At 67.7% G+C, this 13,629-nt stretch carries 11 protein-coding genes; 10 read left to right on the top strand and 1 reads right to left on the bottom strand.

Going from position 1 to position 13,629, the window contains the following annotated elements; translation table 11 throughout:
- The 10 genes from IM784_RS14780 to IM784_RS14735 form a co-directional block, all read left to right on the top strand.
- Positions 1-140, top strand: a 140-nt coding sequence (locus tag IM784_RS14780) for a transposase (protein WP_199554174.1), incomplete at its 5' end; no start/stop codon positions are given.
- Between the two features lie 125 nt (positions 141-265).
- Positions 266-2,467 carry a TonB-dependent receptor gene (locus IM784_RS14775; RefSeq protein ID WP_199556107.1) on the top strand — a complete coding sequence of 734 codons (2,202 nt, stop codon included), beginning with the start codon at positions 266-268 and terminating at the stop codon, positions 2,465-2,467.
- The gene (locus IM784_RS14770) at positions 2,467-3,687 is read left to right on the top strand and encodes a cytochrome P450 (protein WP_199556106.1); all 1,221 of its coding nucleotides are present in this window, start codon (positions 2,467-2,469) and stop codon (positions 3,685-3,687) included. The genes IM784_RS14775 and IM784_RS14770 overlap by 1 nt, the downstream gene beginning before the upstream one ends.
- A 1-nt stretch (position 3,688) precedes the next feature.
- Positions 3,689-4,579 (top strand): helix-turn-helix domain-containing protein, encoded by an 891-nt coding sequence (locus IM784_RS14765; RefSeq protein ID WP_199556105.1) that lies wholly within the window; start codon positions 3,689-3,691, stop codon positions 4,577-4,579.
- Positions 4,576-5,691: an NAD(P)-dependent alcohol dehydrogenase gene (locus IM784_RS14760; protein ID WP_328799562.1), complete on the top strand. Its 1,116-nt coding sequence runs from the start codon at positions 4,576-4,578 to the stop codon at positions 5,689-5,691. The genes IM784_RS14765 and IM784_RS14760 overlap by 4 nt, the downstream gene beginning before the upstream one ends.
- Positions 5,692-5,787: 96 nt before the next feature.
- On the top strand, positions 5,788-7,197 hold the full coding sequence (locus IM784_RS14755) for an aldehyde dehydrogenase family protein (protein WP_199556104.1): 1,410 nt from the start codon (positions 5,788-5,790) through the stop codon (positions 7,195-7,197).
- Positions 7,198-7,270: 73 nt separating this feature from the next.
- On the top strand, positions 7,271-8,530 hold the full coding sequence (locus IM784_RS14750; RefSeq protein WP_199556103.1) for an MFS transporter: 1,260 nt from the start codon (positions 7,271-7,273) through the stop codon (positions 8,528-8,530).
- Positions 8,531-8,595: 65 nt separating this feature from the next.
- Entirely contained in the window at positions 8,596-9,699 is a 1,104-nt protein-coding gene (locus IM784_RS14745) for an acyl-CoA dehydrogenase family protein (protein WP_199556102.1), read from the top strand.
- Between the two features lies 1 nt (position 9,700).
- Entirely contained in the window at positions 9,701-10,891 is a 1,191-nt protein-coding gene (locus tag IM784_RS14740) for an acyl-CoA dehydrogenase family protein (protein ID WP_199556101.1), read from the top strand.
- Positions 10,892-10,903: 12 nt separating this feature from the next.
- Positions 10,904-11,602, top strand: coding sequence for a VIT1/CCC1 transporter family protein (locus IM784_RS14735; protein WP_199556100.1), 699 nt, complete (start codon positions 10,904-10,906; stop codon positions 11,600-11,602).
- Here IM784_RS14735 and IM784_RS14730 read toward each other — a convergent pair.
- The gene (locus IM784_RS14730) at positions 11,599-13,626 is read right to left on the bottom strand and encodes an NADPH-dependent 2,4-dienoyl-CoA reductase (RefSeq protein ID WP_199556099.1); all 2,028 of its coding nucleotides are present in this window, start codon (positions 13,624-13,626) and stop codon (positions 11,599-11,601) included. The genes IM784_RS14735 and IM784_RS14730 overlap by 4 nt on opposite strands.
- Positions 13,627-13,629 lie beyond the last annotated feature (3 nt).

The following is a 13,629-nucleotide window of genomic DNA, read 5'->3' as shown; positions in this document are numbered from 1 at the left end:
TCTACAAGCAGCGCAACCGGATCGAGCGATGCTTCGGCCGCCTCAAGCATTTCCGCCGTTTCGCTACCCGCTACGATCGACGAACCATCCACTTCACCGGCTTCATTCACCTCGCCGCAGCAATGATCTGGTTACGATGAATGTCGATCCGGCCTAGCAGAAAATGCCAAATCCCGCGCGGTGTTGCGCCAAAGCCCCGAGCGCCTGCAGCCGATAGAACCCTCGCAAAATCGGGCGAAGAATGGCCCGCGTGAGGGAGGACAGAATGATTTCAACCGGCCGCGCCCGTTGGGCGATGGGATTCCTGCTGGCGTCTGCAGCGCCTGCGCTGGCACAAGGCGTGGATACGGGCAGCGAGGATATCGTGGTGACGGCGCAGCGGCGCGAGCAGTCGCTGCTGGAGGTGCCGCTGGCGGTGACGGCGCTGTCCGATGCGCAACTGGCCGATCGCGGCGTCACCAATTCGGCGCAGCTGGCAAGCGTGGTGCCCAACCTGCAGGTGAACAGCTCGTTCGGCTCGACCCAGCCCAACTTCACGCTGCGCGGCATCGGCGTCGCCAACGAGTATAATTCGAACCAGGCCTCTCCCGTCGGCGTCTATATCAACGACGTCTACATCGCCCCGCGCTCGAACCACGGCATGGGCTTGTTCGATCTGCAGCGGGTGGAAGTGCTGCGCGGGCCGCAGGGGACGCTGTTCGGGCGGAACACCACTGGCGGCGCGATCAACTTCATCACCCGCGCGCCCGGGCTGTCGGGCAATGAGGGCTATGTCGAGGTCGGCTACGGCAACTACAACCGCTGGACAGCGCAAGCTGCCGTCGAAGGGACGCTGATCGACGATCAGGTAGGGCTGCGCGTCGCCGGCAATCTGGTGAACAGCGACGGGATGATAAAGAATGTCTATCCCGGTGGCCGCGACGGCAATTCGCAGGATACGCTGCAGGGCCGGGCGACGCTCCGGGTAAAGCCGGCCAACCTCCCCGTCGATCTGAAACTGACCGGCTATTACGGGCGCGATCGCAGCGCGCAGGCGGCGGTGTTCGGGCTGCAGGCGTTTCGCGAGGGGCTGGGCTTCTACGAGACGAACGAAAACCGGCTGGGCCTCAGCAAGACCGAGGCCTGGGGCGTTTCCGCCAATATCGGCGTGGAGCTTTCCGACAGCCTGACGCTCACCAGCATCACCTCCTACGATGGCGGCAGCCTGAACCTGCAGCAGGCGGCCGACGGCTCGCCGCTCGACATCCTCGATATCCACTGGACGTCGGACTACCGCCAGTTCAGCGAGGAAGCCCGGCTGAACTATGCGGGCGAGCGGCTGAACCTCGTCGGCGGCGTCTTCTATGGCTATGACCGCAACTTCACCGCCAACCAGTTCAACCTGCCGCTGCCGCCGGCCGGCGGCTTCTATCAGGAATATGATCAGGTGCGCCGTTCGTTCGCGCTGTTTGCGCAGGGCGATATCGATCTCACCAGCAAGCTCGTGCTGACGCTGGGTGCCCGCTACACATGGGACAGCAGCAGCTATAATGATGCCTTTGCCTATCTGTTCGTGGGCGGCGTCGACGATGTGCCTTTCCCGATCGCCACCACCGTTCCCTGCCCGGGCGTTGCCGGCACCTGCGCCTATGATCCGGATGCCCGCTTCGAGCTGTCGCAGAAGAACCGGGCGCTGACCGGGCGGGTGGCGCTGAGCTACACGCTGGACAGCGGCACGCTCCTCTATGCGAGCTATAACCGCGGCTATCGCGCGGGCGCCGTGAACGGCGGCGGCTACACCTCGTCGGCGGGGATCGACTATGTGAAGCCGGAGTTCGTCAACGCCTATGAGGTGGGGGTGAAGGGCCGCTTTGCCGATATGCTGACGCTGTCGGCCTCGGCCTTCTATTACGACTATCGCAACCAGCAGCTGCAGGACACGCGGCCGGGGCCGGTTTCCTTCCTCGTGAACGCGCCGAAATCCAAGGTCTATGGCGTGGAAGCGGAGGCGACGCTGCGGGCTTCGGACGCGCTCACCCTGAATGCGGCGGTGGGTGTGCTGGGCACCGAATATGTCGAGCTGACGCTGCAGGGGGTCGATATCAGCGGCAACCGCCTGCCCTTCGCGCCGACGCTGACCAGCCAGCTGGGGCTGGACTGGCGGGTTGCGGAAGTGGGCGGCGGGGCGATCCGCTTCTCGCCGAATGTCCTCTTCACTGGCGCGCAATATTTCTCGCCGTTCAATCAGGTGGATGTGCCGAACAGCGGGCAGCTGAACCGCGAGCTGGCGCAGGGCGGCTTCGCCAAGGTGAATGCAACACTGGCGTGGGAGACGGAGCGGCTGCAGGTGCGGCTGTGGGGGAACAACCTCTTCAACGCGCGGACGCTCAGCTATGGCCTGGACCTGCGCGGGGCCGGCTTCCCCTACAACTTCCTCGTGCCCGCCAATCCGCGCACCTTCGGCATCGCCGGCCGGCTGAGCTTCTGATGGAGGCGCCCGATCTCGCCGATCCGGACCTCTATCTGGGCGGCGTGCCGCACGGCCTGTTCGCCCGGCTGAGAGACGAGGATCCCGTGCACTGGAATGCGGCCGGGGCCTATCCGGGCTTCTGGGCGGTGACGCGCCATGCCGACATTGTCGAGATTTCGCGCCAGCCGAAACTCTTCTCCTCGGCGACGGCGAACGGCGGGCATCGCATTTTCGACGAGGACGCGGCCGGGCTGGCGGGAATGGGGGAATCGGCGATCGGCGTGCCGATGATCTCCACCGATCCGCCCGAGCATCTGAAGTATCGCAAGATCATCCTGCCCGCTCTGGCGCCCGGCCGCATAGCCGGGATCGAGGAGCGGATCGTCGGCCGCGTGGAAAAGCTGCTGGCAGACGTGCCGATGGGTGAGCCGTTCGACCTGGTGGAGCGGCTTGCGGCGCCGCTGCCGATCCTGACGCTGTGCGAGCTGATCGGCGTCGACCCCGACATGTGGCGGCAGCTCTATCGCTGGACCAACGCCTTTGTCGGCGAGGACGACCCGGATTTCCGCGCTTCGCCCGAGGCGTTGCAGGCGACACTGGGTGAGTTCATGGGCTTTGCCGCCGAACTGTATGAGGAGCGGCGGCGGGCGCCGGGGCACGATATCGCTTCGCATCTGGCGAACAGCGGCCCGGATGGCGAGCCGGCGAAATACAGTGATTTCCTTGCCAACCTGATCCTGACCCTGGTGGGCGGCAACGAGACGACGCGCAACTCGATCAGCCACAGCGTGATCGCCTTTGCCCGGGATCCGGGGCAGTGGGCGCTCCTGCGCGAACAGCCGGAGCTGATGCCGACAGCCCCGCGCGAGATGGTGCGCCACGCCAGCCCGGTGCTGCACATGCGGCGGACGGCGACCGCGGATACCGAGCTGGGCGGCAAGCGCATCCGCCGGGGCGACCGCGTGGTGATGTGGTATCCCTCCGGCAACCGCGACGCGGCCGCATTCGAGCGGCCGGACGCGTTCGACCTCCGGCGCGGCAATGTCCAGCATGTCGGCTTTGGCAGCGGCCAGCATGTCTGCGCCGGATCGCGGATCGCCGAAATGCAGCTGCGGGTTTTGTTTGGCGCGCTGGCCCGGCGCGTGGCAGGGTTCGAAGTGCGGGGAGAGCCGCGGCGATTCCGGTCCAACTTCATCAACGGGCTGAAATCGCTGAAGGTGGTGCTGGAGGAGGGTTGAGATGGCCACGGCGCAATCGCGAGTGACCGGCGAGGACATCATATCCGACTGCCTTGGCCGCGCGCCCGACGTGCAGCTGGGCGAGGAGGGCTGGCGGCTGAGCCGCTGGCGGCAGTTCGTCGGCAGCTACAGCCTGCCCTCCCTGCCGGACCCGATCTTTGTCGTGCACATCGCCGGAAAGCCGCAGGTGCGCACCTGGCAGCGCGACAGCTGGAGCGAGAGCGCCTCCATCCCCGGCTGCGCCACCATCGTGCCGGCCGGGCAGCCGACCGGCTGGCTGGTCGACGGCGAGCTGGATGTGGTGACGCTGAGCATGGGCTCCGCCGAACTGCGCGGGGCGCCGGCCGCGCGGCAGTTTCAGGCGATGCAGTTCGCCTTTGCCGACCCGCTGGGCGTGGCGCTGACCCGGCAGGTGCTGGCCGAGCTCTATGCCCCCGCCGATGCCGGACGCGAGGCCTATCTGGGGGCGCTGGTGGGGGCGCTGCGCGCGCATATGCTGCGCGGGCCTTCGGGGCCGCTGCAGATCCCGACCGCGGACTTTTCCGCCTATCGGCTGCACAAGGTGCTGGATGCGATACTGGAGGCGCCCGAGGCGCCGCACGACGTAGAGGCGCTGGCGGCGCTGACGGGGGTGTCGCCTTCGCACTTTTCCCGCATTTTCAAACAGGCGACGGGCGACAGCCCCCATCGCTATGTGCTGAAGGCCCGCATCGAGCGGGCGAAGGAGCTGCTGCTGCAAAGCGGAAGCACGATCTGCCAGATCGCCGAGGCGACCGGATTCCAGACGCAGGCCGAGTTCGCCCGCGCCTTCCGGCGCGAAACGGGGGAGGCGGCCTCGGACTTCCGCAAGCGGCAGGACAAGCGACGGGACAGCGAAAGGAAGCAGCAGTGACGGAAGCCGTGCGGGCCATCGCCGCAATCGTTCATCAGCCGATGGGGCCGTTCGAGCTTCAGGAAATCCTGGTGGAGGCGCCGAAGGCCGGCGAACTGCGGGTGGCGGTGAAGGCGGTCGGAATCTGCCACACCGACCTCGTCTTTGCCTCCGGGCAGACGGAGATGACGCTGCCGGCCGTGTTCGGCCACGAGGGCGCGGGAATCGTGGAGGCTGTTGGCCCCGGCGTGACCGGGTTCGCCGTGGGCGACAAGGTGCTGCTCACCTTCGACAGCTGCGGCCATTGCCGCCGCTGCACCGAGGGGCATCCCGCCTATTGCCAGGATTTCACCACGCGCAACTATTCGCCGGTACGTCCGGATGGCACCACCGCGCTGAGCCTGGATGGAACGCCGCTGACGGGGCAGTTCTTCGGCCAGTCGTCGTTTGCCAGCCACGCGATTTCGCGCGTGGGCAACACGGTGAAGCTCGCCCCCGATGCCGATCTGGCGCTGTTCGCGCCGCTGGGTTGCGGCGTGCAGACGGGGGCCGGCGCCGTGCTGCGCTCGCTCGGGGCCGGGCCTCAGGATGTGCTGGTGGTGATCGGCGGCGGCGCGGTCGGCCTCTCGGCGGTGATGGGCGGCAAGATCGCCGGTTGCAAAACCATCATCCTGATCGAGCCGCGCGCCGACCGGCGGGCGCTGGGCCTTTCCATGGGGGCGCACCACGCGATCGATCCGGCGGCCGGCGAAACATCGGAAGCGGTGCGGGCGATCTCGCCGCTGGGGGCGGACCATGTGCTCGATACCTCGGGCCATGTCGGTGCGCTGCAATCGGCGCTGCAGATGCTGGCGCCGATGGGGACGCTGGGGCTGATCGGCGTGCCGCCGGCAATGGACGCGACGCTCAGCGTGGTTATCGCGCAGGCGATCACCTTCGGCCACAAGGTGATGGGCATCATCGAAGGCGACAGCGTGCCCAAGGATTTCCTGCCGCAGCTGGTCAGCTGGACGCAGTCCGGCGAGCTGCCGGTCGGGAAAATGGTGACAACCTATCCCTTCGCCCAGATCAACAAGGCGCTCCACGAAGCGCATGAGGGCAGCACGGTGAAACCGGTGCTGGTGTTTGATTGAGCGCATCGGCGTAGCCGATCGGGTTCGACCTACCGGCCGGCGTGCAGTCGCACTTGCGGCGTTCCGCCGGGAGCACAGATTGGGAGAGACAGGCAGATGGATTTCGAAACCGGCTATCAGATGACCATCGGCGGGCGCGGCGTCAGCGGCGCGGCCAGCATCGACGTCTTCAACCCGGCGACCGCCGAGGTGTTTGCGAATGCGCCCGATTGCTCGCGCGCCGAGCTGGATGAGGCAGTCGCCACCGCCAGCGCCGCCTTCCCGGCGTGGAAGGCCATGCCGATCGAGGAGCGGCAGGCGCTGCTGCGCAAGTGCGGCGAAGCGCTGCTCACCCACACCGAGGCGCTGGCCCGGCTGTTCACCCGCGAGCAGGGGCGGCCGACCGATGCGGCGAAGCAGGAAATCCAGGGCGGCGCCGCCTGGCTGATCTCCTTCTCGCAGATGACGCCGCCGGTGCATCTGGAGGAAACCGACACCCGCTGGATCGAGACGCGCTATGTGCCGCTGGGCGTGGTCTGTGCGATTTCGCCGTGGAACTTCCCGGTGATGCTCTCCATGTGGAAGGTCGCCGCCGCGCTCGCCGCCGGCAACACCATGGTGCTGAAGCCCTCGCCCTTCACGCCGCTCTGCGTGCTGAAGGTGGGCGAGATCTTCCGCGAGATCCTGCCCCCCGGCGTGCTGAACGTCATCAGCGGCGGCGACGAGCTGGGCGTCTGGATGACGAGCCATCCCGGCTTTGCCAAGATCAGCTTCACCGGCTCCACCGCGACCGGCAAGAAGGTGATGGAGAGCGCCTCGAAGGATCTGAAGCGGCTAACGCTGGAGCTGGGCGGCAACGACGCCGCCATCGTCATGCCCGATGTCGACCTCGACGAAATCGCCCAGAAGATCTTCTTCGGCGCCTTCTTCAACACCGCGCAGATCTGCGTCGCCACCAAGCGGCTCTATGTGCACGAGGATGTCTATGAAGGCCTGCGCGACCGGCTGCTGGGCATTGCGAAAGCGATCAAGGTGGGCGACGGCGCCGAGCAGGGGACGGTGCTGGGGCCGATCCAGAACAAGCGCCAGTATGCACGCGTGCTGGAGCTGCTGGAGGACGCGAAGAAAACCGGGCTGACGGTGCTGCAGGGCGCAGACGTGCCCGAGGGCGGCTATTTCATCCCCGTCACCATCGTCGACAATCCGCCCGAGGACAGCCGCGTGGTGCAGGAGGAAGCCTTTGGCCCGATCCTGCCGATGCTGCGCTTCAAGGATGTGGACGAGGTGATCGCCCGCGCCAACGCCAGCGAATATGGGCTGGCGGGCGCCGTGTGGAGCAAGGACGTGAAGGCCGGGATCGACATCGCCCGCCGCATGGAAACCGGCACCATCTGGGTGAACCAGAATCTGGAGCTGGGGCCCAACACGCCGTTCGCCGGGCACAAGCAAAGCGGCTTCGGCGTCGAGAACGGCATGGAGGGGCTGCTGGAATTCATGGTGCCGCAGGTGGTGAACGTGGCCCGCTAGACCGCAGCGCCCGCGCGGATTGACGCGCGGGCCTGTCTGGCCGAAAGCGCCTCCTTCATTTCGGGGAGGGATCATGCTGGCAGACCGGATACGGCACCGGCGCGCGTTGTGGGCGAGCTTTGTCGGCACGGGAATCGAGTTCTACGATTTCTATATCTATGCGACGGCGGCGAGCCTCGTCTTCGGGCAGATCTTCTTCCCGCCCGGCGATCCGGGGCTCGCGCAGCTGGCCGCCTTTGCGACACTGGCGGTGGCCTTCTTCGCCCGGCCCGTGGGCGCTGCCGTGTTCGGCCATTATGGCGACCGCATCGGCCGCAAGGCGACTCTCGTCGCCTCGCTGCTGACGATGGGGCTGTCGACAACGCTGGTCGCCTTTCTGCCCACCTATGCGATGGCCGGCTGGATCGCGCCGCTGATGCTGTGCGCGCTGCGGTTCGGGCAGGGCTTCGGCCTGGGCGGGGAGTGGGGCGGCGCGGCGCTGCTGGCGGTGGAAAATGCGCCGCCGGGCTGGCGCGCGCGCTTTGGCTGCGCGCCGCAGATGGGGGCGCCGGCGGGCTTCTTCGTCGCCAACGGCCTGTTCCTGCTGATGGGGCTGTGGCTGACACCGGCCGAGTTCGCGGCCTGGGGCTGGCGCATTCCCTTCCTGCTCTCGGCCGGGCTGGTGGCGGTGGGGCTGTGGATCCGGCTGAAGCTGGAGGAAACGCCGGAGTTTTCCGCGGCGCTGAAGGAAGCGCCGCCGCCGAAGGTGCCGCTGGGCGAGGTGGTGCAGAACCATGGCGGCGCGCTGGTGGCGGGCACCATCGGCGCGGTCTGCTGCTTTGCGACCTATTATGTGGCGACTGCCTTCCTGCTGGGCTGGGGGACGAAGTCGCTGGGCTATGCGATGCAGGATTTCCTCGGCGTGCAGCTGGTGGCGATCTTCTGCATGGCGGCCGGCATCTATCTGGCGGCGTGGCTGGCCGATGTGCGCTGGGATCCGCGCCGGGTGCTGGCGGGCGGCTGCGCGATGGTGGCGGTGCTGGGGCTGACGATCGCGCCGCTGATGGGGGCGGGGCTGCCGGGCATCTTCCTGTTCCTGTCGCTGCTGCTGTTCGCGATGGGCTTTGCCTATGGCCCGCTCGGCGCCTGGCTGCCGGGGCTGTTTCCGCCGCGGGTGCGCTATACCGGCGCCTCGATGACCTTCAACATCGCCGGCGTCATCGGCGGCGGGCTGACACCGGTGATCGCCCAGGCGCTGGCGCTGCGCTTCGGGCTGATGCCGGTGGGGCTGTATCTCAGCGCGGCCGGCATCCTGAGCCTGCTGGCCCTGATCTGGGCGCGACGGCACGACTGATTTAGGCAGGTTACGGGTGATCGCACGGCGTGGTTGAAGGGCTGCGAACTGTTTCGGAGACCTGCATGCGCAACCGCCTTTCCACCGAGGAGCTGGAGGCCTTTCTCGACTCGCTCAGGCGGCTGCTGGCCGACCGTTGCACCGAGGCGGACGTGCGCCGGGTGATGGAAAGCCGCGACGGCCATGATGCAGCACTGTGGAAGCAGCTGGCGGAAATGGGCGTCGCCGGGCTGGCGATCGAGCCGGAGCATGGCGGGCTGGGCGCCGGCCCCGCCGTGCTGGAGCGGGCCATGGAAGAGCTGGGGGCGGTGCTGGCGCCGACCCCGATCCTGTCGTCGGTGCTGGCGGCATCGCTGCTGGAAGGGCTGGAGGCCGCCGGACGGCTGCTGCCCGGTATTGCCGATGGATCGACCATCGCCGCCGTGGCGCTGACCGGGCCAAAGGCGAAATGGACGGCTGAAACGGTGGGCGTAGAGGCGAGCCCGCGCGGCAATGGCTGGCAGCTGGAGGGCAGGGCGGCCTTCGTGCTGCACGCCGGGCTGGCGGACGTGCTGCTGGTGGCGGCGCGCACGGCAGACGGCATCGGCCTGTTCGAGCTGAGCCCGAAGGCAGAGGGCGTTGCGGTTTCGGCGCTGCCGGCGTTCGACCGGACGCTCTCCATGGCGGATGTGCGGTTTGCCGGGGCGGATGCCGTGCGCCTGTCGCCGGCAGGGGATTTCTGGCCCGAGGTGGAACAGGCGCTGGATCTGGCGCGGGTAGCGCTGGCGGGCGAGCAGGCCGGCGGCGCCCGGCGAGTGTTCGAGATCACCGTCGACTATGCCCGGGAACGGCACCAGTTCGGCCGCTCCATCGGCAGCTTCCAGGCGATCAAGCATATGGCCGCCGACCTGCTGCTGGAAAGTGAATCGGCGATCTCGGCGGCGCGACATGCGGGCACGGCGCTGGCGGAGGGGGCCGAGGATGCGGGACAATCGGTGAGCCTCGCCGCCTTCGCCTGCGCCGACGCCTTCAGCCGGGTGACGGCGGACAGCATCCAGATGCATGGCGGCATCGCCTTCACCTGGGTCAATCCGGTGCACCTCTACCTGCGCCGGGCCCGCGCCGACGCGCAGCTTTTCGGAACCCCCGCCGCCATGCGCGAGCGGTTCGTGCAGCAGCTGGGAGGCTGAGATGACGGAAGAACAACTGGCAGCCGAGGTCCGCGCCTGGCTGTCCGCCAACTGGGACGCGAAGCAGAAGGTGAAGGCCGAGAGCTTCGGCCGCAGCCCCTATCAGCCATTTCTGCAGAAGGTGGTGGCCGCCGGCTGGGCGGTGCCGACCTGGCCGAAGGAAATCGGCGGGCTGGGGCTGACCCCGGCCGAGGGCCGCCTCATCGAGGCGGAATTTGCCGCCGTCGGCGCGCCGGGCGCCGGGCAGGACCGGCACAACCTCTGGGCCAACACGGCGCTGGCCCACGCGACGCCCGAATTCCGCGACGAGATCGTGCCGAAGCTGCTGACCGGATCGGTGGGCATGTGCCTGCTCTATTCCGAGCCGGGGGCCGGCTCCGATCTGGCGGCGGTGCGCACCCGCGCCGACCGCGAGGGCGACAATTTCCGCGTCAACGGACAGAAGGTCTGGACCTCCGGCGCGGCGATCGCCGACTATGGCATGCTGATCGCCCGCACCGATTGGGATGCGCCCAAGCACAAGGGCATCAGCTTCTTCTTCCTGCCGATGAAGCAGCCGGGGATCGACGTGCGGCCACTGCGGCAGATCACCGACGAGGCGCATTTCAACGAGGTGTTCATCGCCGATGCGCTGGTGCCCGCCGCCAATCTACTGGGGCCGTTGAACGGCGGCTGGGGGGTGCTGCAGACGGCGCTCGCCTATGAGCGCTCGGTGATGGGCGATGCGGCGCGCGGGCCGCGCAGCGGCAAGAGCAGTCCCAAGGGTGACGGCGCACTGGTGGAGCTGGCGCGCGAGGCCGGCGTGCTGGAAGACCCGCTGGTGCGGCAGGACATCGCCCAGGTCACGGCTTGGAAGATCCTGAACCGGCTGAACAATGCGCGGGCGAAGGCGGAGCTGAAGCGCGGCACCAGCTCTCCGATCATGTCGCTGGGCAAGCTGGCGATGAGCCGCATCCTGCACCAGGAAGCGCGGCTGAGGACGCAGATGCTGGGGGCCGAAAGCATGCTGGAGGGGGCGGATTTCCCGCGCGCCGAGGATGCGAATTTCCTCAGCCTCAACGCCTATTTCACCTCCATCGGTGGCGGAACCGACCAGATCCAGCGTAATATCATCGGCGAACGCGTGCTCGGCCTGCCGAAAGAGCCGGAGGTGGACCGCGACATGCCGTTCCGCGAGGTGAAGAGCGGCTGAAGGTGAGGGCCGATGGGGGGACGGACGCTTTCGGGCGAGCTGCGCGACTATCTGGGCGATGCGGAGACGCGTCGGGCCTGGAGCCTGGCGGCGCAGGACGGGATCATCAGCACCGCCGGCATCCTGCTGGGCTTTTCCGGCGCCGGCGCCAGCCCGGCAACGCTGGCGATTGCCGGCACCGCCGCGATCGTCGCCGGCATGCTGACCGTTGGCGGCGCGAAATGGTCGGAGACGGCAGTCGAGCGGGAAGCGCAGCTGCGCGCCATAGAGGACGAGCTTACAGACCTTCGGCTTCAGCGCGACCGGGAGCGCGTCGAACTGGTCGAACATTATGAACGCAAGGGGCTGAGCCCCGGCCTCGCCGAACAGGTGGCGGACGAGCTGATGCGTCGCTCGCCGCTGAAGGCGGCGCTGGAAAGCGAGCACGGCATCTTCCGCCTGACCTCCGGCGCGGAAGTGGTGATTTCCGGCATAGGCGCCGCCATCGCCTTCGGCCTGGGGGCGGCCATCCCCTTTGCGATTGCCTACTACCTGCCGATGGATATCGGGATCGGCGTCATCGTCTTTGCCGTGCTGGTGTCGCTGACCTTCGTTTCCATCGTCGGCGCGCGGGCGGGGCGCATGCACGTGCCGCGCACCATCCTGCGCTCGCTCGTCATCGGTTCGGTAACGATCGTCGTCAGCTATCTGGTGGGGCAGATCGCCTTTTAGATGACCGCCGCCAGCTCCGACGCCTGCCTGATCGCCCGCTTCGCATCCAGCTCGGCCGCTTCATAGGCGCCGCCGATCAGGTGGGTGGAGATGCCCGATTCCGCCAGCGCGTCAAACAGGCTGCGTTCCGGCTCCTGCCCGGCGCAGATGATGACCGTGTCTGCCTCGAACAGCTGCGGTTCGCCATTGACGACGGTGTGCAGCCCCTGATCGTCGATGCCGGTATATTCGACACCGGCGACCATGCCGACGCCCCGGCGCTGCAGCGTCAGGCGGTGGGTCCAGCCGGTGGTGCGGCCAAGGTTGCGGCCGACGGCGGTTGGCTTGCGCTGCAACAGGGTGACTTCGCGGTCGTTGGCGGCGACTTGCGGCTCGACGCCGGTGACGCCGCCGCGCGGGTGGTTCTCGAAGTCGATCCCCCATTCCTTCGCGAAGATATTGACGTCCAGCGCGGCCGACGTGCCGGCGTGGGTGATGAGCTCGGCAACGTCGAAGCCGATGCCGCCGGCGCCCATGATGGCGACCTTCCGGCCCACACTGGCCTTGCCCCGGATGACGTCGATGTAGGAAACCGCCTTCGGGTGGTCGATGCCGGGCAGCGCCGGCGTGCGCGGGGAAATGCCGGTGGCGACGACCACTTCGTCGAAGCCCTGAGACCGCAGCGCGTCGGCGTCGACGCGGGTGTCGAGGCGAAGCTCCACCCCGTGCACGTCGATCATCCGCCGGAAATAGCGCAGCGTTTCGTAGAACTCTTCCTTGCCGGGGATGCGCTTGGCGAGGTTGAACTGGCCGCCGATCTCGCTGCCGGCGTCGAACAGCGTCACCTTGTGCCCGCGCTCGGCGGCGATGGTGGCAAACGCCAGGCCAGCAGGGCCGGCGCCGACCACGGCGATGCGCTTCGCCGCTTCCACGGGCGAGAAGTTCAGCTCCGTCTCGCGCCCGGCACGGGCGTTGACGAGGCAGGTGGTGAGCTTGCCCGAGAAGGTGTGGTCCAGACAGGCCTGGTTGCAGCCGATGCAGGTGTTGATCTCGTCTTCGCGGCCCTCCCTCGCCTTTTTCACCAGCTCGGCGTCGGCCAGCATCGGCCGCGCCATCGAAACGAGGTCGGCGTCGCCACGCGCCAGCACCGCCTCTGCCACATCGGGCATGTTGATGCGGTTGGAGGTGATGACGGGGATGTTCAGATGCTTGCGCAGCCGCCCCGTCACCTGCGCGAAGGCCGCGCGCGGGACCATGGTGGCGATCGTGGGAACGAAGCTCTCGTGCCAGCAGAAGTGGGTGCTGATGACATCGACCCCCTCCGCCTCCAGCGCCTGCGCCAGCTCGACGACCTCCTCCCAGGCAAGGCCGCCCTGCAGCATGTCCATCGCGGCGATGCGGAAGATCAGGATGAACTCCGGGCCGACGGCAGCGCGCACGCGGCGGACGACCTCCACCGCGAAGCGCATGCGGTTTTCCCAGCTGCCGCCCCATCGGTCGGTGCGCCGGTTGGTGCGCTCGACGAGGAAGGTGGAGATGAGATAGCCGGCCGAGCCGATGATCTCGACCCCGTCATAGCCGGCCTCCTTCGCCAGCACCGCGCAATTGGCGAAGGCGGCGATCTGTTCCTCGATGCCGTCCTCGTCCAGCTCCTTCGGCACGAACGACCCGATGCGCGACTTGATGGCCGAAGGCGCGACGCAATCGGGGGTATAGGCAAGCGGGCCGGTATGGAGGATCTGCATGCAGATCTTGCAGTCCGGATTGGCTGCATGAACCGCGTCCGTCACCTGCCGGTGCATCGGCACTTCAGAGGGTTCGGAGAGCTTGGCACCGGATCCCGCCACCCGGTTCGGGGCAATGCCGCCGGTGATGATCATGCCGACGCCGCCCTTCACCCGCTCGACGAAATAGGCCGAAAGCCGATCGCCGGCGTCCTCCACATCCTCAAGGCCGGTGTGCATCGAGCCCATCAGGATGCGGTTCTGGACAGTCTGGCGGCCGATCTTCAGCGGCGAGAAGATGTGCGGATAACGCGTGGTCATCGG

The sequence above is a fragment of the Sandaracinobacteroides hominis genome, from assembly GCF_016464365.1.
Classification (GTDB): Bacteria; Pseudomonadota; Alphaproteobacteria; order Sphingomonadales; family Sphingomonadaceae; genus Sandaracinobacteroides; species Sandaracinobacteroides hominis.
Note: the sequence above shows the minus strand (reverse complement) of the source record. Positions and strands in the feature narration are given on the sequence as shown.